This window comes from Salinisphaera sp. C84B14 (assembly GCF_040361435.1).
In the GTDB taxonomy this organism is placed as follows: domain Bacteria; phylum Pseudomonadota; class Gammaproteobacteria; order Nevskiales; family Salinisphaeraceae; genus Salinisphaera.
Window position 1 is genome coordinate 98,461 of the sequence record NZ_APNL01000008.1, and the last position, 22,420, is coordinate 120,880.

General features: G+C 63.9%; 15 protein-coding genes. 12 read left to right on the forward strand and 3 right to left on the reverse strand.

Annotated features, from left to right (window positions below; translation table 11 throughout):
* Window positions 1–10: 10 nt before the first annotated feature.
* From C84B14_RS08895 to C84B14_RS08940, 10 genes are read left to right on the forward strand one after another with little or no spacing between them, the layout of a single operon-like run.
* Window positions 11–1,384 carry a phage major capsid protein gene (locus C84B14_RS08895; RefSeq protein WP_353223448.1) on the forward strand — a complete coding sequence of 458 codons (1,374 nt, stop codon included), beginning with the start codon at window positions 11–13 and terminating at the stop codon, window positions 1,382–1,384.
* Between the two features lie 2 nt (window positions 1,385–1,386).
* Window positions 1,387–2,589, forward strand: coding sequence for a phage portal protein (locus C84B14_RS08900; protein WP_353223450.1), 1,203 nt, complete (start codon window positions 1,387–1,389; stop codon window positions 2,587–2,589).
* Window positions 2,582–2,902, forward strand: a complete 321-nt coding sequence (locus C84B14_RS08905; RefSeq protein WP_353223452.1) for a head-tail connector protein — start codon at window positions 2,582–2,584, stop codon at window positions 2,900–2,902. The genes C84B14_RS08900 and C84B14_RS08905 overlap by 8 nt, the downstream gene beginning before the upstream one ends.
* On the forward strand, window positions 2,902–3,231 hold the full coding sequence (locus C84B14_RS08910; RefSeq protein WP_353223454.1) for a phage head closure protein: 330 nt from the start codon (window positions 2,902–2,904) through the stop codon (window positions 3,229–3,231). The genes C84B14_RS08905 and C84B14_RS08910 overlap by 1 nt, the downstream gene beginning before the upstream one ends.
* Window positions 3,228–3,632, forward strand: coding sequence for a tail completion protein gp17 (gene gp17, locus C84B14_RS08915; RefSeq protein ID WP_353223456.1), 405 nt, complete (start codon window positions 3,228–3,230; stop codon window positions 3,630–3,632). The genes C84B14_RS08910 and gp17 overlap by 4 nt, the downstream gene beginning before the upstream one ends.
* Window positions 3,632–4,072, forward strand: coding sequence for an HK97-gp10 family putative phage morphogenesis protein (locus tag C84B14_RS08920; protein WP_353223458.1), 441 nt, complete (start codon window positions 3,632–3,634; stop codon window positions 4,070–4,072). Before gp17 ends, C84B14_RS08920 begins: the two co-directional genes overlap by 1 nt.
* Before the next feature lie 2 nt (window positions 4,073–4,074).
* On the forward strand, window positions 4,075–4,524 hold the full coding sequence (locus C84B14_RS08925) for a phage tail tube protein (RefSeq protein WP_353223460.1): 450 nt from the start codon (window positions 4,075–4,077) through the stop codon (window positions 4,522–4,524).
* Window positions 4,521–4,943 carry a phage tail assembly chaperone family protein, TAC gene (locus C84B14_RS08930; RefSeq protein WP_353223462.1) on the forward strand — a complete coding sequence of 141 codons (423 nt, stop codon included), beginning with the start codon at window positions 4,521–4,523 and terminating at the stop codon, window positions 4,941–4,943. Before C84B14_RS08925 ends, C84B14_RS08930 begins: the two co-directional genes overlap by 4 nt.
* Window positions 4,940–5,173: a phage tail assembly protein T gene (locus tag C84B14_RS08935; RefSeq protein WP_502949903.1), complete on the forward strand. Its 234-nt coding sequence runs from the start codon at window positions 4,940–4,942 to the stop codon at window positions 5,171–5,173. The genes C84B14_RS08930 and C84B14_RS08935 overlap by 4 nt, the downstream gene beginning before the upstream one ends.
* Window positions 5,173–7,413, forward strand: a complete 2,241-nt coding sequence (locus tag C84B14_RS08940) for a phage tail tape measure protein (RefSeq protein ID WP_353223466.1) — start codon at window positions 5,173–5,175, stop codon at window positions 7,411–7,413. Before C84B14_RS08935 ends, C84B14_RS08940 begins: the two co-directional genes overlap by 1 nt.
* A 334-nt stretch (window positions 7,414–7,747) precedes the next feature.
* Here the strand turns inward: C84B14_RS08940 and C84B14_RS08945 are convergent, their stop codons facing one another.
* From C84B14_RS08945 to C84B14_RS08955, 3 genes are all read right to left on the reverse strand, one after another.
* Window positions 7,748–8,161: a type II toxin-antitoxin system PemK/MazF family toxin gene (locus tag C84B14_RS08945; RefSeq protein WP_353223467.1), complete on the reverse strand. Its 414-nt coding sequence runs from the start codon at window positions 8,159–8,161 to the stop codon at window positions 7,748–7,750.
* 75 nt (window positions 8,162–8,236) lie between these two features.
* Window positions 8,237–8,842, reverse strand: coding sequence for a type VI secretion system-associated protein TagO (locus C84B14_RS08950; protein WP_353223469.1), 606 nt, complete (start codon window positions 8,840–8,842; stop codon window positions 8,237–8,239).
* A gap of 118 nt (window positions 8,843–8,960) precedes the next feature.
* Window positions 8,961–9,347: a hypothetical protein gene (locus C84B14_RS08955; protein ID WP_353223471.1), complete on the reverse strand. Its 387-nt coding sequence runs from the start codon at window positions 9,345–9,347 to the stop codon at window positions 8,961–8,963.
* Window positions 9,348–10,352: 1,005 nt separating this feature from the next.
* Between C84B14_RS08955 and C84B14_RS08960 the strand changes: the two genes are divergently transcribed.
* The gene (locus C84B14_RS08960; RefSeq protein WP_353223473.1) at window positions 10,353–21,626 is read left to right on the forward strand and encodes a non-ribosomal peptide synthetase/type I polyketide synthase; all 11,274 of its coding nucleotides are present in this window, start codon (window positions 10,353–10,355) and stop codon (window positions 21,624–21,626) included.
* Window positions 21,627–21,633: 7 nt separating this feature from the next.
* Complete coding sequence (locus C84B14_RS08965) at window positions 21,634–22,419, forward strand: alpha/beta hydrolase family protein (RefSeq protein WP_353223475.1); 786 nt, start codon at window positions 21,634–21,636, stop codon at window positions 22,417–22,419.
* The last annotated feature ends 1 nt before the right edge of the window (window position 22,420 follow it).

The window sequence follows — 22,420 nt, forward strand, 5'->3', positions numbered from 1 at the left end:
GTAACAGACCATGGGTTTAGCCGAGCAGATCAATCAGTACCGAGATTCTCGTAAGGCCGCGTTCAAGAAGCAGGTCGAGCTGACCGACAAGGCGGCGAATGAAGAGCGCAGCCTTTCGTCGGACGAACAGGAAAGCGTTGACGAGCTACAGACCGAGATCGAGCAGATCGATTCCGACGTGGCACGACTCGAAAAGATGCTGGCCACTGAACAGGCCAACGCCGAGCCGGTAGACAAGACGCAGCCGGGTACGCAGTTCCGTACTGCCCGAAACACACAGAAGCTCGACAAGGGCATCGTGTTCGCTCGTGCGGCCCGCTGTCTGGCACTCGGCAGCATGGAGCACCGTAGCGCGCTGGAGATCGCACGCGAGCGTTACAACGACCGCGACGACGTGCTCGCCACGACCAAGAGTCTTATGACCAAGGCGGCGGTCGAACCGGCCACGACCGGCAACGCGACTTGGGCGGGCAATCTGGTATCCGACGAAGGCGCGGCGTTTGCCGACTTCATCGATTATCTGCGCCCCCGCACGATCATCGGCCAGTTCGGCACGGACGGACGGCCGGCACTGCGCAATGTCCCGTTCCGCGCCCCGCTGGTCGGTCAGACGAACGGCGGTTCGGCGGGCTGGGTCGGCGAAGCGAAAGCCAAGCCGGTGACGAGTTTCGGATTCTCCCGCACGACTCTGGCACCGCTGAAAGCCGCATCGATCGCTGTGGCTTCGATGGAAGTCGTGCGCGATTCCAGCCCGGCTGCCGATGCGCTGATTCGCGACAGCCTGGCCGACGCACTGGCTGAACGCCTCGACCGTGACTTCATCGATCCGGCCAATGCCGGCACCGCCGACGTGAAGCCGGCCTCGATCACCAACGGCGTAACAGGCACGACTGCAAGCGGCACCGATGTAAATGGTGTGCTCGCGGATCTGAAGGCCATGTATCAGACCTTCATTGCGGCCAACAACGCGCCGACTTCGGGCGTGTTCATCATGGACGGCACCACGGCGCTGGCGCTGAGCCTGATGCTCAATGCCTACGATCAGCCCGCTTTCCCCGGCATGACCATGCAGGGCGGCATTCTTTCGGGCTTGCCGGCGATCGTTTCCAACTATGTCCCGCTGAGCAAGACGACTGCACCGGTCGAGCACCAGATCTTTCTGGTGAATGCATCGGACATCTACTACGCGACCGAAGGCGGCGTGGACGTGTCCATGAGCACCGAGGCCAGCCTCGAGATGGACGACGCCCCGACGGGCAGCGGATCGCTGGTCAGCCTGTGGCAGCAGAACCTTGTCGGCTTCCGGGTCGAGCAGACGGTGAACTGGGCCAAGCGGCGCGATAACGTCGTGGCTCGCATCAAGGGTGCAACCTACGGCGGCTAATGATGCGGATTTTTCGCACCAAGGCCGCGACCGATCAGCCTTCGGGGTTCAACTCCGGGGGCTGGCGTCGCATCCTGGAGCCGTTCAGCGGCGCCTGGCAGCGCAATGTCGAGGTGCAGCAGGACGCGCTGGTTACGTCCAGCCCGACGCTGTTCGCCTGCCTTGATCGGATCAGCTCCGACGTGGGCAAGCTCCCGTGGCGCGTCAAGCAGAACGACAGCCACGGCATTCCGCGAACGGTCGATATTCCGGCGAACGCCAAGGCCCTAGAGTACCCCAACGACTACCAGACGCCCGATGCTTTCCGCCGGGCGTGGATTCTGTCGAAGCTCCAGCACGGCAATGCGCTGATCCTGAAAGCCGCCGGCCAGATGTTCGTTCTTGATTGGGCGAACGTCCAGCCGCTTATCAGCGAGTCGGGCAGCGTGTTCTATCGGCTCAGCCTGGGCAGCAAGCAGAACCTTCTGCCCGAAGCCTTTGGCGATGGCCAGATCACCATCCCCGCAAGCGATGTGATCCACGATCGCGGGCCATGCCTGTATCACCAACTGATTGGCGTACCGCCGGTTACAGCGGCCTACTGGACGGCACTCAAGTCCTATCACATCACCCGGAACAACGCGGAGCTATTCAGCAACGGCTCGGTGCTGGGCGGCCTGTTGACCGTGCCCGCCGGCTTGTCCGACGAAGACGCCAAGGCGCTCAAGGATTATTGGCAAAACACCAAGCCCACCGATACGCGAGTGGTCGGTGCCGATGCGAAATACACGCCCTTCGGCAGCAAAGCGGTCGATTCGCAGGTAGTCGAGCAGCTTCAGCTATCGGATAAATCGATCTGCCAGCCGTTCGGCATTCCGCCGTTCATCGTCGGCGCTGAATCTCTGCCGTCCGGTCAGAAGCCCGCCGAGTACATGCGCAGCTATTTCGTGCTCGGCCTGCAGCAGCACGTCAACGCCATGGAGACGCTGCTGACACGGGCACTGAACCTGCCACGCGGGCAATACATCCAGCTCGACACCGATCAGCTGCTACGCATGGATCAGGGCCGCCGTGCTGAGGTCTACGGGCGTCTGGTCACGGATGGGATCTATAGCCGCAACGAAGCTCGTGCGCAGTTCGACTTGCCTCCGGTGAAAGGTGGTGACCAGCTACTCGTTCAGCAGCAGGACGTGCCGCTGTCCCGCGTGGGGGTGAACGATGCCTAGCCTCATCACGGCCGATGAAGCCAAAGAGCATCTGCGCCTCGACGATGCGGATATGCCCTGGCTGAACATGGCGATCCCAACCGTGGAGAACGCCGTCATTCTCTGGTGCGGCGCCGAATCCCGACTCTATGACGCCAACGGCGAACTGCACGAATGCGTTCGGCTGGCCGTGCTGGTCGAGCTGGCGCGTCAGTACATCCAGCGTGAAGGCCCGCAACAGAAGAATCAGATCGACTGGTTCATGAACGGCTATTCGCTTGGTCCCGGCGCCACGGCGCTACTCCAGCCGTTGCGCTGCCCGAGGATCGCGTGATGCAGGTATCGGCCGGCCAACTACGCCACAAGATCACCTTGCAGGCCCGCCAGGAGACGCGCAGCGACTACGGCGAGGTCACGCTCGACTGGGCCGAAGTTGCGAGCGTATGGGCGCACGTAGCGCCTCAGTCCGGCCGTGAATACTTCGCCGCACAGCAGGTGCAGTCCGAGGTCTCCACGCGAGTAACGATCCGCTATCGCGACGACGTGGACGCCACCATGCGAGTCACGCATCGCGGCAAGACCTACGACATCGAGGCGGTGCTGCCCGACGATGGATCGGGTTTCGATCATCTCACGCTCATGTGCGCCGAGGTGAAGACGTGATCGAGAACATCACCGCACTTTTGCAGGCCGATGCGGCACTCGCGATGTATATCGACGACCGCATCTACATGATGACCGCGCCCCAGAACGCCGCCGAGCCGTTTGTCGTTTGGCAGCCGATCAGCAATGTGGCTTACAACTCGCTTTCCGACGCGCCCGACAGCGACCAGCAGCGCATACAGATCGACGTGTACGCCGCTGATCCCGTGATTGCCCGCGAGGCCATGTGGACGGCCCGCAACTACGTGGAGCGCTATCACAGCGTTATCGACGGCCCGCTGGCGATGGGCCGCGACCCCGATACGTTCCTGTCGCGTTACAGCATGGATTGCAGCGTCTTCCACCGACGGGCGCCGCATGCGCCTGCCGTGGCGATCGTATCCAACGGGGTACTGAACTGATGGCCAGGGAACGCATAGAAGGATTGGACGGCGTGCTGGCCAAGCTCAAAAGCCTGGAAGGCAAGGCGGCCAAGAAGATCGTGCGCCACAGCCTGCGTGCCGGTGCGAAGCCCTTGCGTAACGAGATGAAGCGTAACGCGCGCAAGTTCGATGATCCGGCAACCAGCGAGGCCGTCTACAAGCAGATCGCCACGCGCTCTATTCCGAAGCGGACATTGAAACGGTTCGACTTCGACGAAGGCGTAAGCACAGGCGTGAAGGACTCCAAACCCGGCCAGCCATATCACTACGGGCTCTTTCTGGAGCGTGGCACGGCCCATATGCGGGCGCAGCCTTTTATCCGCAACAGCGCGGATAACACCCGGACCGAAGTTTTCACTGCCGTTTCTGCCGACTTATGGGACGGCATCACCAAGCAAGTATCAGCCAAAGGTAAGTAAGCATGGCCATTGCAGCACAGAAAACCGCACTGTTCGTGAACGTGGACGGCACCGTGACCAAGATCGGTCATCCAACGTCCATCTCGGGCGGCGGCGCCACCAATGAATCGATTGAGACCACGAGCCTCGACGACACCGATCGCACCTATGTGAAGGGTCTCTCCACGCCCAGCGAGATCACCTTCGACGTGCGCTTCGACCCGAGTGACGCCAGCCACATCACGCTTCGGGATCTCCAGAAGACCGGCGACACCAAGCAGTGGGCGATTGGTTTCTCCGACGGTACGGATGCGCCGACGTTCAGCGAAGGCTGGGCGTTCACCGATCGCTCGAATATCACCTTCGAGGGCTTTGTCACGTCGCTGGAGTTCGACTTCTCCATGAATGACGTGGTGACCGCATCGGTCGGCGTTCAGGTCAGCGGCCGGCCGCAGGTCGAGGCCAAGGCATGAAGAGCATTCGCGAGATCACCGAATCGGGCGGGATTATCAGCGCTGATCTGGTCAAGCGCTCCGGTACGTGGCATCACGGCGGCGACGAGCACGAAGTCGAGTTCTATGTCCGGCGTCTGGCTTTTGGCGATATCGATCGCGTGTACAACCGCGACAACCCGGATGCCAGCCAGTCCGCCGAGCTAATCAGCATGGCGATCCGGCTCGGCGATGACGGCGACGAAGCCTTGACCTATGAACAGGCATACCAGCTGAACGCCGGTTTGGCGATGCTGTTTTCCGACCATGTGATGCGAGTTAATGGCGTCGGCGATGAAGAGGCCAGCACCGACCCAAAAGCATCACCCCGTCCGGCGAATTCTGGTTCGAAATCGCGAAGGTCTTCGGCTGCCCGATCGCAGAAGCCAAGCAACGTCTGACGTACCGCGAGGCACTGCAATGGATGGCGTATCGCACCAAGACCGGACCGCTGGACGCGGGCAGCAAGCTGGAGGGCCATCTAGCCACCGTGCAAGCGCTGATCGTGCAGGCCATGGGTGGCAAGTCGCAGCCGGCGGACTTCCTATACGGCGCCGAGCCTGAGCAGAGCGAGGAAGGCATCGACATGAAGCAAGTAATCGCGGCATTCCAATCGATCGGTGAGCTGTAATGCCGAGCGGCTCTCTCGGCACGCTGAGCGTCGATCTGGTCGCCAAAACCGGTGGCTTCGACCGGAACCTCGACCAAGCGCAGAAGCGCACGGAGACGTTCGACCGCAAGATGCGGCGTTTCTCGCGCAACATGAACCGGCACTTCAGCGATATTGCACGGTCGGCCACACAGCTTGCAGCCGGTCTAACGGGCGTAAGTGTCGCTGTCGGCGCAGTGATGAAAAGCCAGGCGGATATGGTCAAGCGGGCGAACGAATCCGCGCAGGCGCTAGATATCGCGACCGGACAGCTTCAGGCGTTCCAGTTCGCCACGGGCAAGGTCGGCATCGAGTCGGATAAGGCTGCCGATATTCTCAAGGATCTGAGCGACAAGATCGGCGACGTAGCGCTGACGGGCGGCGGTGAACTAGCCGATCCGCTGGAAAAGCTCGGCCTGTCCGCTGACAACCTCATCAAGCTGAAGCCGGTCGAGATGCTGACCGAGATCGGTAACGCGATCAGCGGCCTACCCGCAGCCGCACAGGTCAACATCCTCGAATCAATGGCCGACGAAGGGTCACGTCTCCGGCCGCTGTTGAAGGACAACGCCGAGTTGCTCCGGCTCTATACCCAACGGGCACGCGAGCTGAATCTTGCCAACAGCGAGATCGACGTTCAGAAAATTCTCCAGTTCTGGCAGGCATGGGATCGCGTTGCGGACGCCATCAAAGGTCTGGCCCGCACGGCCACGATCGAGCTTGCGCCGGCATTGTCAGATGCCGCCGACGAGATGCAGCGGTTCATCAAGCGCTCGGGCGAAACAGGCAAGATCAAGAGCTTTTTCGATTCCCTGCGCGAACGGCTTGCCGATATCAAAAACACCCTAGGCGATATCGCCAAGTTCGGCAGCAACGCGCTGATTGCCCGGCTGTTCGGTATCACGACGGCCACCGTCACCGGAACGGCACAGATGGCCGGCTCAACGTCCGGTATGGGCCGCAGGCTGCAAAGCGGCAACCCGACCGACGAAGACCTCGCTAGTCTCTCCAAGGAGCGCTTAGCCGCTCTCAGGCAGATGTATGAAGAACGCGGACGGGCCAGCACACAGCGCGCGACGCAGTACCCGCTTGGGTCAGACCTGAACGAAGCGAACCAAAAGGCTGCCGATAAATATTGGCAGGCCGCGATGATGATCGACCGGGCCATGAACAAAGGCCCGTTGAAGATCGATATCACTCGATCGGCCAATGAGCCCGGCACGCAGGACGAAACGGCCAGCAAGTCGACTCAAAGAAACGTCCCAGATCGCACTGTGCCGGCGGGCATTACCGAAGCCGAGCAGCGCCATCTTGAGGCGATGCAGAAGTCGCAGGACAAATACCGCGAATGGCTCGATTTGCAGGAGCAGCGCAAGCAAGGCGTTGACGACCTGATCCAGCAGTTCGGAAGCCGAGAGCAGGCAGCACAGAGCTGGTATCAGGCACAGGTGACACGGATTCGAAGCCTTGTTGGTGAGAACCAGCTCGCTGACGAAATGATCGCCAACGCGCATGCACAGATGGTCGAGCGCATGAACGCTGATACCGATCGGATGAGCGTGTTCGCTACTCGCGCGGGAGAGAACATTCAGGATCAGCTTGGACGCACGGTAAGCCAGACGCTACGGGGTGAGTTCGACGGCATCCTCGCGAGCTGGGGCGACATGCTCATGGAGATGGTGGCGCAGGCTCAGGCCGCCCAGCTCTCGCGTGCGCTACTAGGCAATAACTTCGAGAAAGACGGCAAGTTCGGCGGCCTCATTGGCGCCGGTATCAAGACCATCGGTGGCATGTTTGGCGGTGGTGGCGTCAGTTCGGCCAGCGCCGGCCAGTCGCTAGCGGATGCGGGTATCGGCGGTTCGAGCTTCGGCGTTCCATCGTTCGGCGGATTCTTTGCCAAGGGCGGCAATCCGCCTATCGGGAAAGGTTCGATCGTCGGCGAGAACGGCCCGGAGCTGATCGTACCGCGCACGCCGACAACGGTTATCCCGAATCATGCGCTGGGCCAAAGCCAGGCGCCGCAGAACAACATCACCATCGAGACAGCGCCGGGCTTGGAAGCTGTACAGACACAGAATCAGCCGAACCAGACCGGCGGTATGGATATCAACTTCATCATCAAAGCTGTCGAAACGAACTTTCTGCACGATCTAGAAGTGCGCGGCAAGCAAAGTCAGGGACTTAAGCGAACTTTCCCAGCGCTACAGCACAGAGGCAGTTAGCAAGTTTCAGCGTGTTTAGAGGGCTGCCGTCGCCCGAGCGCAAGCTCTAGGACGGACGCGGATTAGTCGGAGAGTGCCGCGCATAAGCAAAACCCCGACGGCTGGCAGCGGTTTTAGCCTGCGGGCGATCCTCCTGACCGCGTGGCCAGCACTAAGCCTGGGGCAAGGCCCCGGGCTTTTTTTACTTACCGGCGGATTTAAGGCGTGTAGGGGCCAGTTCGTCTTTCAGTCGCGCAATAAAAACCCCGGTTGGCTTGCTGTCGCCTTCCGGGGTCTGCTGCCGTCTCCGGCAGTCTCTCTTGCCCGATTTACCGGGAACATCGACATGATCGCGCTAACTAGCACTGGCGTCAAGATCAAGCGCATAGCGAAGACATTGGCGGATCGATTGCCAATCATCGCGAGTCAACATCCCGCTCGTGTAGAGACGTTTCCCGTTTGCCTGTCTAATCAAAACTCTGTCTAACCGATCAAGCGAAACAGTATTCAACATGTCGCACTTAGCCCACGTTTGCTTGCGTCCAAGTTGTCCCGGCAGTGACTTAGGGTCGATCTGATGGTGATACGGCTCTACCGGGGTCGGAGGCGTTGTGCTGAGCGGGACCACTGTGTACAAGGGTGACCCTTGGCGACGGCGCGGCGACACAATAACGACTGGCCGTTTTTTCACCATCTCGGGAGCCTTGAAGCCCGTACTGAAGTCGCAGATTAAGACCGTGCCTTGGTCTGGGTGAAACATTAATGTCATGGCGACGAAGCTTAAGACGAGACTTCGCAGCCCGCAATTGCTGATTAGACCAAGCGCTATACCCGGCCCGTCGCGCTACCAGTGGCACGCTTTGCGAAGCGGTTTGATCGACTCCTCTAGTCCGCCGATATTGAAGGTGGTCATCACTGGGTTTTCGCCGTAGGGCGTGATCTGCACCAAGAGCTTCTTGTGCTGGAACAACTTTTTCGTGAATTGGATATCGTTACCGCGATAGAAAACGGATTGATTGTTCGTCGATATCGACCAAGTGCGCGTTTCGGCTTTCTCTTTATCTAGCCTAGTCAGCATTTGCGTCTCATCGAGACCAAGGTATAGCTGCCACGAAACGATTACTTCGGTCGTGTTTCTCAGGCATCGCACCCATAGCGTAGGCCGTGTTTGTCCAAAGCGCCCTGGCACGGCTTCGGTGGCGGCAACGGTCAGGTAAACGTTTGTCGAATCATCTATGGGCGACGTTTCGGTGTGTACCCGCCAATCCCCTTCGCTATTTTCTACGGTCTGCTTCGGAGCGTCGACTCCTAGCGACTTGGCTAGATTGTCGTAGCAGATCAAGCGCTCCGCGTCGGCACTCTCTGCTGCGCATGCCGCGATGTCTTTAGTTGGCTCCGCAAAAGCAGGAATAGCGAGCGCTAAGAATGCGCTCCAAACGATCGTACTCATGCCCCTGCGCATATTCCCCCCTAAGCGCTAGCGTTATAGCTAGCGAAGAATTTGCACAGGGCTGAAGCGGGCGTCAACAAAAAGCCCCGCGCTATGCGGGGCCGTGTAGGTCAACAACCTAGGCTGTCACCAGGTCACGTTTAGCTTCTGTTTCGATTTCTTCCATGTCCTCGCGCTGACATAGAGCGACCATCGTTCGCGTGTTGAAGGTCTCTATCAAGTCGGCTAAATGGCGCAGGTTTTGCGGATCATCCTTTGCGCATTCAGCAGCGCTCGCATATGCGACCGCCAATTCCCGGTCCTCACGAATACTGCGTAGAAATTCGCTACCGGATATAGTCATGGTGAGCAGCGCAATCCGCCTGTTTAGTCCCATTCCTTGAGCGTTCTTCTCGATCCTGTCGACCAACTCGCGTGTGAGCGCGGCAGGGGCGTTCTCGATTTCGTCGAAAATGAAATCAGTGAACTCGTCGTGATCCATGTTCGAGATGGTTTCGTCACTCATCGCTCATGCTCCGTGTTTCGTTGAATAGTAGGTGGTCGAGGGCTTCAACAGCGCACACGAAGTCGCGCCCCGCCGTATTGGGTATTCCGGCGGACCCTCGACCATAGAACTTGGATGCTTCATAACTTCGTGTCTGGCTGTTGAAGGCCAGGACCGAAGATGCCCCCGCTTATCGTTGGCGTCAAGCGCGAGCCAACTCGCTAGACCATCGCCTCGCTACACCGCCGGTATATCGCATCACTTGCCAGGCGGACGCGGCGTTGAGCCTCTAACCACACGTAAGCATTGACTATAGAGCTCAAAGTAGTCGTCGCGCGTGCGAAGGGTTTCGTCACCGCTATAACCGAGCGAGCTAGCGATCTTATCCATTAGATCGTACGCGACACGCTCTTTAATATCGCCAGCCCGAACGGGTTTTTCGTCAGCCATTTCATCTCCTTACTTCTCTATAATTGACTGCGAGTTAAGAATGCCACGGATCGTGCAGTAATCGAACCGCCGTCAATTTCGAACCCCGACTTGGCTGGGGGCACGAGTGGGGGCATCGGTAATTGCCGCAGGTAGAAGCTGCGCATAATCAGCCCTGTATAGACCACAATGATTCCGGGCCTGGCCTCCATATCGTCTGCGGTACCCCATACCGATCGAAAGCCCGTTTACGCGGGCTTTTTTGTGCCCGGCGTTTTCGCCGCGAGGCGTGGCCACGGCGTTTTACGGTGCGAATGCCACCGGTCTGACGATAAAAATACGTCGGCCGATCCAGTCCGTATGAAAATGTCCTAGGATAGGCACCGCGCCACAACCGCAATGCGGCGTTAGAAAGACGGGGCTTCAGGCTTGCCTGGGTAAGTCGATATCCTACAGGCACACTGCAACGATATTGGTGACTGCGTCTGCCGTTTTGGCAGGCTTGTTGCGGGGCATTGGAGACGGGGGCATGACCACACTGACGAGCGCGCACTGCGCATCGTTCGACGATGTACGCCAACGCATGGCTGCACGTTCATGAGCGCGCCGCGCGATATTGCCGAATACGCGCCGACACCCACGCAGCAGGGTATGATCCTGCAGGCGATCGCCGCGCCGGACTCGCCGGTCAACGTCGAACAGTTCGTCGTTCGCGTGCAGGGCGGCTTCGATCCGGATCGGTTCGCGGCGGCCTGGCGTCGGCTCATCGAGCGTCACGAAACCCTGCGTGCCCGCTACAGCTGGCAGGTAGACGGCAGCGCCCGCTGTATCATTCAGGACAGTGCCACGCTGTCGGTGCAGGTACACGACGCGCGCGACTGGTCGGCGGCTGAAATCGACGCGTTCGTGGAAACCGATTTCCATACGCCGATCGATCTGTCGGCGGCGCCGATGTTTCGCTTTGCCTGCCTGAACCTGGGCGACGGCGAATGGCGGTTGCTGTGGTCCTTTCATCATCTGGTGATGGATGGTCGCAGCGTTGTGCTTGCCATCGACGAGTTCTTCGCCTATTACGATGCGTTTTCGCGCGGTGACGAGGCGCCGACGCTGGAGCTGCCGCAGCCGCCGCGCCGCCTGTTCGAATGGCATGCCGCCCGTAATGGCGAGGCCGATCGACAGTTCTGGCGCGAGTATCTGAACGGGGTGCCCAATGCACCGCTGTTAACCAGTCTCTATAGCAAGGCGCCGCCGAATGCCGCGATTGCGCCGCGTTCAGAACGGGCCGTGGCTTATTTGAGTCGCGAGACGACGGCGCGCCTGAGCGCGCTGGTGGGCGAACGCGGCATCGGCTGGTCGGCGCTGGTGGAATCGCTCTGGGCGATTCTGTTGTGGCGTCATACGGGCGCCACCGATCTGACTTTCGGCGTGACCCGCTCCGGCCGCCAGGGCGGTCTGCCTGACCCCAAGCGCATGATCGCGCTGTTAATCAATACCACGCCTACGCGCGCAAGCCTGGGCGCGGACGTGACATTGCGGGATTTTCTGCGCGCGCGCCGCCAGGATCAGCGTTTAACGCATGCGCATCAGCATCTGGGCCTGCTGGGCATTCAGCGCGCCTCGGGCACCGGCCGCGGGTCGATGGACTCGATCGTCATCTACGATCATCAAACCATCGACGCCGCCGTCGCGCGGTACAAGCGGGGTCACCACTGGCAGTTCGACCTACGCGGCCATACCGGCTATCCGCTTGCATTGTTTGCCTATGGTGGTGAGCGCCTTACCCTCGACCTGAGCTACGACCCGGCCCATTTCGACGCGGACACCGCCAACCGACTGGTCGAGCGTCTCGTGCGACTGGCCGAGGCTGCCGGCGAGCAGGGCGGCGATGCCCCGCTGGCCGCGCTGGACTGGCTCGCGCCCGGCGATCGGGAGCGACTGGTTACCCACTGGCAGCCGCAACCCACGCCATTGCCGGCCGAACGCAGTATCGACGAAGCCGTGGCCGGGCGGGCCCGGGCAGAGCCTCAGCGTATCGCGCTTTGCTGCGAAGACCGCGAGCTGAGTTACGCCGCGCTCGACGCCGGCATCGATGCGCTCGTGGCGCGGCTGGTTCAGCGCGGGGTCAAGCCACGCGATCATGTCGCCATCTTTCTGCCGCGCTCCGAGCACCTGGTGATCGCGGCTCTGGCGGTACAACGCCTGGGCGCGGCTTATGTACCCTGCGATCCGACCCATCCCAGCTCACGCCTGGCACGGGTGTTCGATGTGGCGCGACCGGTGTGCGTAATCACCCAGGGCGCGGTCGCCGGGGCGTTGCCGGACAACGCGCCGGCGCGCGTCGATATCGACGTCGAGGCGCAGGGCAGCGCGCCGAATCCGACACCGGCGCGGGTGGCGGTCAAGCCCGATGACACCGCCTATGTGATCTTCACCTCCGGCTCGAGCGGCCAGCCCAAGGGCGTGGTGCTCACCCACGCCAACGTCATGAACTTCCTGCAGTCGATGATCGAGCGTCCGGGCATCTTTCGCGATGATTGCCTGCTCGCGGTGACGACGCTGTCCTTCGATATCGCGGTGCTCGAACTGTTCGCCCCGCTGCTGGTGGGCGCGCGCGTGGTGATTGCGCGTGATCCGGACATATTCGACGGTCTGCGCCTGGCACGGCTGATCGAGACCAACGGCGTGAATCGACTGCAGGCCACGCCCTCGACATGGCGACTGTTGCGCCTGGCGGACTGGGCGGCGCCAGACGGATTTACCGCGATGGTGGGCGGCGAGCCCATGGATGCGGTGCTGGCGCGCGATCTGCTGACCAGTGCGACCGGCGAGTTCGCGCTATGGAACATGTACGGACCGACGGAGACAACCGTGTGGTCGACCTGCGAACGTGTTCTGGACAGCGAGGACATCGGTATCGGCCGGCCCATCGCCAATACGCGCTGTCACGTCGTCGATGCCCGGGGCGCGCTGGTCGCGCCGGGCGTCGTCGGCGAGCTCTACATCGGCGGAACAGGGGTGGCCGCGGGCTATCTCGACGATCCCGAGCGGACTGCGGCCGCGTTCATCAATTGGTCGCCCGGCGACGGCATCGCCCCCGAACGCACCTATCGAACCGGCGATCTGGCGCGCTGGGACGTAGACGCCGACGGCCGGGGGCGGCTGAAATGTCTGGGGCGTAGCGACGACCAGATCAAGATCCGCGGCCACCGTATCGAGCCCGGCGAAATCGAGACCGCGCTTACCGCACATGCCAGCGTTGCCCAGGCAGTGGTGCGATTGGTGGGCGACCCGGCCCCGCGGCTGGTTGCCTACGTTCGCTTGAAAACGGCCTTCGACGAAGACGCACTGCGCGCGCACGTGAGCGCGCGCCTGCCGTCGGTGATGTGTCCGAACGTTTATATGCCGATGGATTCGTTTCCATTGACCGCGAACGGCAAGGTCGACCGGCGCAGCCTGCCGTTGCCGGATCTGGCCCTGGATTCGGCCAGCGCGCGCAGCTATATCGCGCCGCGTAGCGAGATCGAAAAGACGCTCGCCGAAATCTGGACCGAGGTCACCGGCGTGCCGCGCCCCGGCATCGACGACAGCTTCTTCGATATCGGCGGCGATTCGCTGTCCTTGGTGGTTGCCCGCGGTCGTATCGCCCAGACCTACGGCGAGGCGCCGTCGATTGCCGAACTGTTCCAGTACGCGACCATCCGCAAGCTCGGCGAGCGCCTGGCCAGCGCCACGACACCCCCGGCCGCTGCCGAGGCGCCCGCCAAGACGGCCGTTCACGAGCAGCTGCCGACCGCGGACCGGCGTATCGCGATCGTGGGCATGGCCGGACGTTTTCCCGGCGCGGGCGATACCGATACGTTCTGGGCGAATCTTGTGGCCGGTGTGGAATCGATCACCCATTTCGACGCCGATGCGCTTCGCCCCCACGAGCCCGATATCGACGCGTTGTTCTCGCAGCCCGGTTTCGTTGCCGCCCGTGGCGTGCTCGACGATATCGAATACTTCGACGCGGCGTTTTTCGGCATCACCCCGCGCGAAGCCTCGTTGATCGATCCGCAGCAACGGCTGTGGCTCGAAACCGCGTGGACGGCGCTCGAACAGGCCGGCGTCGACCCGACCCGCGACGGCGCGCATGCCGGCGTGTTCGCCGGCGCCGGCTATCTGGAACCGTATCTGCTCCATAACATCCTGCACGACCGCGCCGCGATCGAGGATCAGGTGCGCATTCGCGGGGTGGAAAGCTTTACCGCCATGGTGTCCAACGACAAGGACTACCTGCCCACCCGTACCGCCTACAAATTCGGCCTGACCGGCCCGGCGCTCAATATTCAGACTGCCTGTTCTACCGGTCTGGTCGCAGTTCATCAGGCCTGCATGAGCCTTTTGGCGGGTGAATCGCGCCTGGCCATCGCCGGCGGCGTGTCCATTGGTCTGCCGCAGGCGCAGGGCTATTTCGCCCAGGAAGGCGGCATGGCCTCCCAGGACGGACATGTACGCACCTTCGACGAGGGCGCCTGCGGGACGGTGTTCTCCAGCGGCCTGGGCGCACTGGTGCTCAAGCGCTATGACGATGCCGTCGCCGATGGCAGCGAAATTCTGGCCGTGATTCGTGGCAGCGCCATCAACAACGACGGCGCCGCCAAGATGAGTTTCACCGCGCCGAGCCCGGCCGGCCAGGCGGCGGTGGTGCATGCGGCACAGCGGGCGGCCGGGGTCAGCCCCGACGACATCGGCTATATCGAGGCGCATGGCACGGGCACGCCGCTGGGCGATCCGATCGAGGTGGAAGGGCTGGCCATGGCCTGGCGCAGCGGCGGCGCCAAGGGCGCGCCGGTATGGCTGGGCTCGGTCAAGCCCAACGTCGGCCATCTCGATTCCGCGGCCGGCGTCGCTGGCCTGGTTAAAACCGTGCATGCCGTTCGCGAAGGCCGACTGCCCGCGACGCTGCACTACAGGCGGCCCAATCCGCGTATCGATTTCGCATCGACCGCGTTCAAGGTGGTCGAACAGCTCACGCCCTGGCCATCGCAGCCCGAGCGCCCGCGTGTTGCCGGCGTGTCGTCGTTCGGCGTCGGCGGCACCAACGCCCACGTGATCGTTGCCGAAGCCCCGCCGCGTGCGGCCAGCCACGCGCCGCCACGCGAGCCGCAGCTGCTGGTGCTTTCCGCACGTACGCCCACGGCACTGGCGGCGCGCTGCACCGCGCTGGCCGAGTGGCTGAACCGGCACCCCGAGGCGATGCTCGCCGATGTGGCCTGGACGCTGGCCGTTGGCCGTGCCGCGATGAGTCATCGTATTTCGATCGTGGCCACAACGGTCGCCGAGGCGGCCCAGGCGCTGGCCGGCGCGGCGCGGCGCAGTGCGAACCAGCCTGCCACCGAAGCCGACGCGCCGCCGCTGGCGTTCGTGTTTCCGGGGCAGGGCGCACAGTACCCGGGCATGGGGCGTGCGCTCTATGAAACGCCGGGCGTATTCCGCGACAGCATAGACCGACTGGCCGGGCAGCTGGAGCAGCCTCTCGGTCTCGATATCCGGACACTGATTACCCCCGAGCCGGCGGCGCTCGAGACCGCGGCGCAGCGCCTCAACGATACCGCCATTACCCAGCCGGCGATCTTCACCATCGAACTGGCATTGGCTTATCAATGGCGAGCCTGGGGTGTGGAGCCCGATATGCTGGTGGGCCACAGCGTGGGCGAATTCGCCGCGGCCGTGCTCGCGGGCGTATTCAGCGAAGACGATGCCTGTCAGCTCATTGCCACGCGTGCGCGGCTAATGGCGGATCAGGCGCCGGGCGCCATGCTGGCGGTGCATGCAGCCGCCGATAAACTCGAGGCATACCTCGATGACAGGGTCGAGGTCAGCGCCATCAATGCCCCCGAGCTGTGCGTGGTTTCCGGCACGCACGCCGCGATCGATACGCTCGCGCAGCGCCTCGACAACGCCGACATACGCAATACCCGGCTCGCCACCTCACATGCATTCCACAGCCGTGCAATGGCCGCGGCCATGGCGCCTCTGAAAGCCGCGGTCGCCGCGATCACCCGGTCCCCGGCACGCCGGCCGGTGGTATCGACGCTGACCGGCGCGCTGCTGGCCGACGACGATATGTGCGCACCCGACTACTGGTCGCGCCAGATGCGCCAGGCAGTACGCTTCGCGCCCGCGATCGAAACCGCCCATCGACAGCTCGAGCCGGTGTTTGTCGAATGCGGGCCCGGCGGCCAGCTCACGGCAGCAATTGGCCAGCAGAACGGCACGGGGTCGCCGTTGTCGGCCGTGCCCAGCCAGGGGGGGCCGCGCGACGACACCCCAGCCGATGTGGCCCTGCTCAAGGCCCTTGGCGCGCTGTGGCAGATGGGTGTGACCCCGGACTGGGCCGGCGTGTTCGGCCACGGGCAATCACCGCGCCAACGCCTGCATCTGCCGACCTATCCGTTTGAACGCAAGCGCTACTGGATCGATCCGCCGCAGCGCGGATCGCAGCACACCGCGCCGCCGGCGGCTGCCGACAGCTTGCCCATCTCCTCCAACGAGACCGTCATGCCCGTACCCGATCGCGTACCCGAACTGCGTGCGCGCCTGCGCACGCTGTTCCATGACCTTTCCGGCATCGATATTGACCAGGAACTCGCCGGGCGTACCTTTGCCGGGCTCGGCATGGACTCGATGTTCCTGACCCAGGCAGCGGCCGAAATTTCTCGCACGTTTGGCGTCAACGTCCGTTTTCGAGACCTGCTCGAACGCCTGGAAACGCTCGATGCGTTGGCCGTGCATCTGGACACGCAGATGCCGCCGCCCGCTCAGCCGGCGCCGGCGCAGGCTGTACCCGCCCAGCCGACGGCAACACAGCCCACGGCGATGCAGCCAGCCACCGTACCCGGCGCATCGGCGCCTGCGGGACCGCCGCAGCCGGCAGCCTGGACGTCTTCGTCTCAGGCAGCGAACACGCCTGCAGGCAGCGATACCCACCGTATCGTCGAACAGCAGCTGGCGCTGATGCAGCAGCAGCTGGCCCTGCTCGGCGCCGCTCCGGCCGCGACGCCTGTCGCCCAGCCAACACCCGACGTCCCGCCCGCGGCACCAAACCATTCCAGCGGCGACACCGGCACCGCCGTGGCCCTGCACGGCCGCCCCCAGGCCAGCCAGTCGAGCGGGCAGAGGGGCCGGTTCGGGCCTTACAAGCCGGTGGCGATCGGCAGCGCCACGACACTGACCGCCGCCCAGCGTGACTTCATCGCGGCGCTGACCACGCGCCTGAGACAACGCACGCCGTCATCGCGTGCACTGGCCGAAAGCGGGCCGCGCCACATGGCCGATCCGCGGCACGTGGTCGGCTTTCATCGCGACTGGAAGGGACTGACCTACCAGATCGCCATGCAGGCCAGCGAGGGCGCCCGACTCACCGATATCGACGGCAACGACTACATCGACGTCACCATGAGTCTGGGCGTGGCGTTTCTCGGCCACGGGCATCCGGCGGTTCGCCAGGCCGTCCACGCCCAGCTCGATTGCGGTATCGAACTGGGCCCCCAGATGCCCACAGCCCCGCGCGTTGCCGAGCGGCTGTGTCGCTTGACCGGACACGAGCGCGCCACCTTCACCACCACCGGCTCGGAGGCGGTCATGGCCGCTCTGCGCTGTGCCCGTACCATCACTGGTCGGCATACCGTGGTGTATTTCACCGGTGACTACCACGGCACCTTCGACGAAGTCCTGGGCCGTGCCCATGTGACCGGCGATCAGCTGCGTACGCGCCCGGGCGTGCCGGGTGCGGCCCGGCATAGCGTCGACGACGTGATGGTGCTGGACTACGGCACCCAGGAATCGCTATCGATTCTGCGTGAGCACGCCGACCGGCTCGCGGCGGTGCTGGTGGAGCCGGTGCAGAGCCGGCATCCGGATCATCAGCCCGAAGCCTTCGTGAAGGAGCTTCGACGTATCACCGCACAATCCGGCACGGCGTTGATTCTGGACGAGATGATCACCGGATTTCGCTGTGCGCCCGGCGGCATCAACCGGCGCTGGGATATCGGCGCCGACATGTGTACCTACGGCAAGATTCTCGGCGGCGGCATGCCCATTGGCGCGCTGGCCGGCAGCGCCCGCTGGCTGGATGCAATCGACGGCGGGCGCTGGCGCTTCGACGACGACTCCGTGCCCGAAGCAGCCATGACGTTTTTTGCCGGCACCCATGTCCGGCATCCGCTGGCCATGGCGGCCGCCGATGTCGTACTCGACTGGATCGAGACCGATGCCGGCGCGTCCCAGCGGGCGCTGGATGCGGCCACCGCCGGTTTCGCCCAGCGCGTCAATCGGGCGATGGAGGCAGGCGGCGTGCCGCTTCGTATTCGCCATTTTTCGTCCTGGTTCCGTTTCGATACGCCCCCGGACCAGCCTTTGGCCGTGCTGTTGGCGCCGTGGCTGGTCGCACACGGCGTGTACGTCCGCGACGCCGCTCAAAACTGCTTTTTCTCGATCGCCCATACCGAAGACGATATCGCCACCGTGGAACGGGCGATTCTCGACGGCGTGGCGGCGATGGTTGAGGCGGGCGCCTTGCCGGGCGAGCCGGGCGCCTTGGGCGCCCAGCCGGGCGGTCGCAATGCCGCCGATACGCATGGCCTGGCGGTTGGCGAGGCAATGCCCTTGATCGAGGCCCAGCGCGAGATCTGGCTGGCCCAGCAGGTAGACCCCGACGTGGCCGCGGCCTATAACCAGGTGTGTCGCCTGCGGCTGAAAGGCTCGCTCGACCATGTCGCGTTCACGGCTGCCGTCGGGGCAGCCGCTGCGAGGCACGAGGCCCTGTCGCTGCGTTTTACGGCGGACGGCGAAAGCCAGTATCGGGCCGGCGATGCGCGGCTTGTGGATTTGCACTGGGTCGATCAGCGCGATCGCGAGCAGCCCCAGCATGAAGCCGATACCGCGATCGGCGCCATGAGCGATCGCATACTCGACCTATCGGATCCGGGCACCGCGCTGGCCGAAGTGGCAGTGCACCGGGTCGCCGACGATCGCTACGACGTCGGCGTGATGTTGCATCACCTGGTGTGCGACGGCTGGTCGTCGATGCTGTTCTTCCGCGATCTGAGCGCTCTGTACGCGGCCAAACTCGAACACAGAGCGCCGGCGCTGCCCGCCGCGGTGCCGTTCTCACAGCATGTACAGGCACTCGTCGCCCGCGATGCCGGGCCCGATCTGGCCTGGTGGCGCGAGCTCTATGCGAGCCCGCCGCCGCCGCTGAGCCTGCCGACCCGTGGCGCTCGCCCGGTACCACGCCGGGCTGATGGATCGACCCTGCGTCATCGCCTGTCGGACGCGGTGACCGAACGCGTTACCGCCGTTGCCACCGAGCGTTCGATCACCCGCTATGCCGTGACCTTCGCCGCCTTCGCCGCGCTGGTCATGCGCCTGACCGGCCAGCGCGATATCGTGATCGCCATGCCGGTGGCCGGGCAGGTGCTGGAAGGACAGACCGAGCTTTTCGGTCACTGTGTGCAGACGCTGCCGCTACGGCTCACCGCGACCGACAATGCCTCGTTCGCCGATCTGCTCGCCACGGTACGCCGCATGATCAGCGGCGCGAGCGCGCATGCCGGGGCCACCTTCGGTCAGATTCTGCGTGAGGTGCCCGGTCCGCGTGATCCGTCACGCCTGCCGCTGGCCGAGATCGTGTTCAACTGTGCCCCGGATGATGGCCATCCCGTCATGCCCGGTCTGACCAGCACCCTCGACGAGCCGGTCAAGACCACGACCCAGTTCGACCTGCATTTCGATCTGGAAATCGGCGAGGCGGAATGGTGGATCGACTGCGATTACGCCACCGCGCTGTTCGATGCCGACATGATGGGCGCCTGGCTGGCCGACTACGAGGCGGTGCTCGCCGCGGTGGTTGACGATATCGACGTGGCTGTCGATGCGCTGCCGGTCCGTGCGGCGGTGCGCGACGACCCCGGCGCGCACTTCAATCCGCCGGCACTGCCGCTCGATACGAACGCGGATCTGGTGACGGCGCTGGGCCGGGCAGCGGCCGCTAATCCGAACGGCATCGCCATCGCCCATGCCAGCGGCGACTGGGACTACGCAGCTCTGGCGCAGGCGTCCGATCGTATCGCGGCCGCACTGGCCGAGCGCGGTGTGGGCCCGGGCGATCGCGTCGGGCTGTGCGCGCCGCGCACGCCGGCGTTGATTGCAGCGATACTGGGCGTGCTCAAGGCCGGGGCGGCCTATGTGCCCATGGATCCGACCTATCCGAGCGAGCGTCTGCGTTTCACCGCCGAGGACAGCGCGGTCGCGCTTACCCTGGTCGACCAGCCTGAGCGGACGTTGGCCGATGCGCCGTCGCTAAGCCTGGAAGCGGCCATGGCCGCGACCGGGCCGGTGCCCGAGCCGGGCGTCGACGGCGAGCGCGAGGCGTACGTGATCTATACCTCGGGCTCGACCGGTCGGCCCAAGGGAGTGTCGGTGCGCCATCGTAACGTCATGGCGTTTCTGGCCTGGGCGAAACAGGCGTTGGACGATGCCGAAATCGAACGCATGCTCGCCTCGGCCTCGATCTGTTTCGATTTTTCGGTGTTCGAGCTGTTCGTGCCGCTGTCTCGCGGCAAAACCGTCGTGCTGGTGGACGATTTGCTGGCGCTGGTCAATCCGCTGGCGACACCGCCAACGCTGGTCAGTGGCGTGCCGTCGGCTTTTGCAGCGCTATTACGCCACGTTGAACTGCCGGCCAGCGTGCGCACGGTGTTCGTCGGCGGTGAACCGCTGCGCCGGGATCTGGTGGCGAAACTCGAGGCCCAGCCGGGCATGACTCGAGTCATGGAGTGCTATGGCCCGACCGAAACGACCGTATTCGCAACGGTGGGGGAACGCCATGCCGACGGTCCGCAAACCATCGGGCCGCCGATCCCCGGCTGGCGTGCCTGTATTGTCGACGCCCAGGATCGACCGGTCGCCGTCGGGGAGACCGGCGAGCTGCTGGTAGGCGGGGCCGGTGTGAGCGCCGGCTATGTCGGCCGCGACGCGCTGACCGCCGAGCGTTTCACACCGGACCCGGACGGCGGCCCCGGCGCACGGCGTTATCGCACCGGCGATCTATGTCGCTGGCGCGACGATGGCCGGATCGAGTTCGTCGGCCGTGCCGATACCCAGGTCAAGCTGCGCGGCTATCGCATCGAGCTGGGCGAAATCGAGACCGCCCTCACCACCCACCCGGCGGTCGAAGAAGCCGTGGTGGGCGTACGTTCGGCCGGCGAGGGCGACGACCAGCTCGTGGCGTGGTGGAAGCCAGCGGTCGGCCATAAGGATGTCGAACCGACCGCTTTGCGGCGGTATCTGCGCGAGCGTCTGCCGCTGCATATGGTTGCCCAGCAGTTCGTGGTTCAGAGCGCGTGGCCGCGCCTGGCCAACGGCAAGATCGATCGCAACGCGCTCGTTGACCCGTTCGAGCAGACGCGCAACGAAGAGGCGACTCCGCGGGTGGATGCAGCTGCCGTGGATGCCGTCGCCGCGCTATGGGCCGAGGCCCTCGGCCATGACATAGCGCCCGGCGCACAGGATACGTTCATCGATATGGGCGGCCATTCCCTGCTGGCCGTACGTGCGGTAGCAGCAGCCCGAGAGCGGCACGGCGTGGAAGTGCCGGTACGGGCGATGATGCTCGACAGTCTGGCCCAGCTGGCAATGCGGATGGCCAGCACGAACCCGGCCCAACCCGTGGCGCCGGCCGCTGATCAGCCAGCGTCGAGCGTGGAATCCAGTGCAGTATCGGCCGAATCGGATCCGCAGGGCGACGACAGGAAAGACGGCGAGGGCGACCCGGGCAGCCGCCGCGACGGTCTGATGGCGCGCCTGGGCCTGACGCGGCCGTCCTGAGGTGGCGATGCAGCCGTTCTTTTTCGGTGCCGGCGGCGCGCTCTACGGCGCCTACCATCAGCCGCCGGCGCATGCGCCGGGCCCGGAAACCGCTCTATTGATCTGTCAGGGGATCGGCTACGAGTATATGCGGGCCTATCGGGCCTGCTGGCAGCTCGCCGAAACGGCGGCCGCGCGCAATGCGCATGTGCTGCGTTTCGACTATGCCTGTACCGGTGAAAGCCATGGTCGCCAGCACGAAGCCAGCTGGGCGCGTTGGGTCGCCAATACCGGCGAAGCCATTGCCTGGCTGCGCGACACCACCGCGCTGTCGCATGTCCGGATTGTCGGGGTACGGGTCGGGGCATTGATCGCGGCCGCTGCGAGCGCCCAGACGCGCGAGCGCCGACGGCTGCTGTTCTGGGATCCGGTGGTCGACGGCGAAACCTATCTCAAGCAGATCGCGGTGATGCACGAAAGCCAGACGCACAACATGAACCGGTATCGGCCATCTCGCCATCATCATGCCGAGCGTGGCGGCGACGAGTATCTGGGCTTTCACTGGCCGTCGCCGGTGGTCGACGAACTCGCCCGCGTGCAGCTCATGAACTATGCCGAGACGCGAACGGACGACTGGGATCTGGCCTTGAGCCCCGGCGAGTCGCCCCAGCCGGTCATCGATACGGTCAGCGCCCGTGGCGGCCAAATCATCGAGATGCCCGAGGCGATGGACTGGATGGACATACGCGCGCAGTACCGTCGAGTCGCACTGCCGCAGTCGGCCCAGCCCATGCTCGACCGGGTGCTCGCCTGAG

Coding starts and splice junctions, on each gene's coding strand:
- C84B14_RS08945 (WP_353223467.1), bottom strand. CDS start 8,161: ATGACATTAATGTTTCACCCAGACCAAGGCACGGTCTTAATCTGCGAC.
- C84B14_RS08910 (WP_353223454.1), top strand. CDS start 2,902: ATGCAGGTATCGGCCGGCCAACTACGCCACAAGATCACCTTGCAGGCC.
- C84B14_RS08895 (WP_353223448.1), top strand. CDS start 11: ATGGGTTTAGCCGAGCAGATCAATCAGTACCGAGATTCTCGTAAGGCC.
- C84B14_RS08905 (WP_353223452.1), top strand. CDS start 2,582: ATGCCTAGCCTCATCACGGCCGATGAAGCCAAAGAGCATCTGCGCCTC.
- C84B14_RS08920 (WP_353223458.1), top strand. CDS start 3,632: ATGGCCAGGGAACGCATAGAAGGATTGGACGGCGTGCTGGCCAAGCTC.
- C84B14_RS08925 (WP_353223460.1), top strand. CDS start 4,075: ATGGCCATTGCAGCACAGAAAACCGCACTGTTCGTGAACGTGGACGGC.
- C84B14_RS08960 (WP_353223473.1), top strand. CDS start 10,353: ATGAGCGCGCCGCGCGATATTGCCGAATACGCGCCGACACCCACGCAG.
- C84B14_RS08955 (WP_353223471.1), bottom strand. CDS start 9,347: ATGAGTGACGAAACCATCTCGAACATGGATCACGACGAGTTCACTGAT.
- C84B14_RS08930 (WP_353223462.1), top strand. CDS start 4,521: ATGAAGAGCATTCGCGAGATCACCGAATCGGGCGGGATTATCAGCGCT.
- C84B14_RS08940 (WP_353223466.1), top strand. CDS start 5,173: ATGCCGAGCGGCTCTCTCGGCACGCTGAGCGTCGATCTGGTCGCCAAA.
- C84B14_RS08900 (WP_353223450.1), top strand. CDS start 1,387: ATGCGGATTTTTCGCACCAAGGCCGCGACCGATCAGCCTTCGGGGTTC.
- C84B14_RS08965 (WP_353223475.1), top strand. CDS start 21,634: ATGCAGCCGTTCTTTTTCGGTGCCGGCGGCGCGCTCTACGGCGCCTAC.
- C84B14_RS08950 (WP_353223469.1), bottom strand. CDS start 8,842: ATGAGTACGATCGTTTGGAGCGCATTCTTAGCGCTCGCTATTCCTGCT.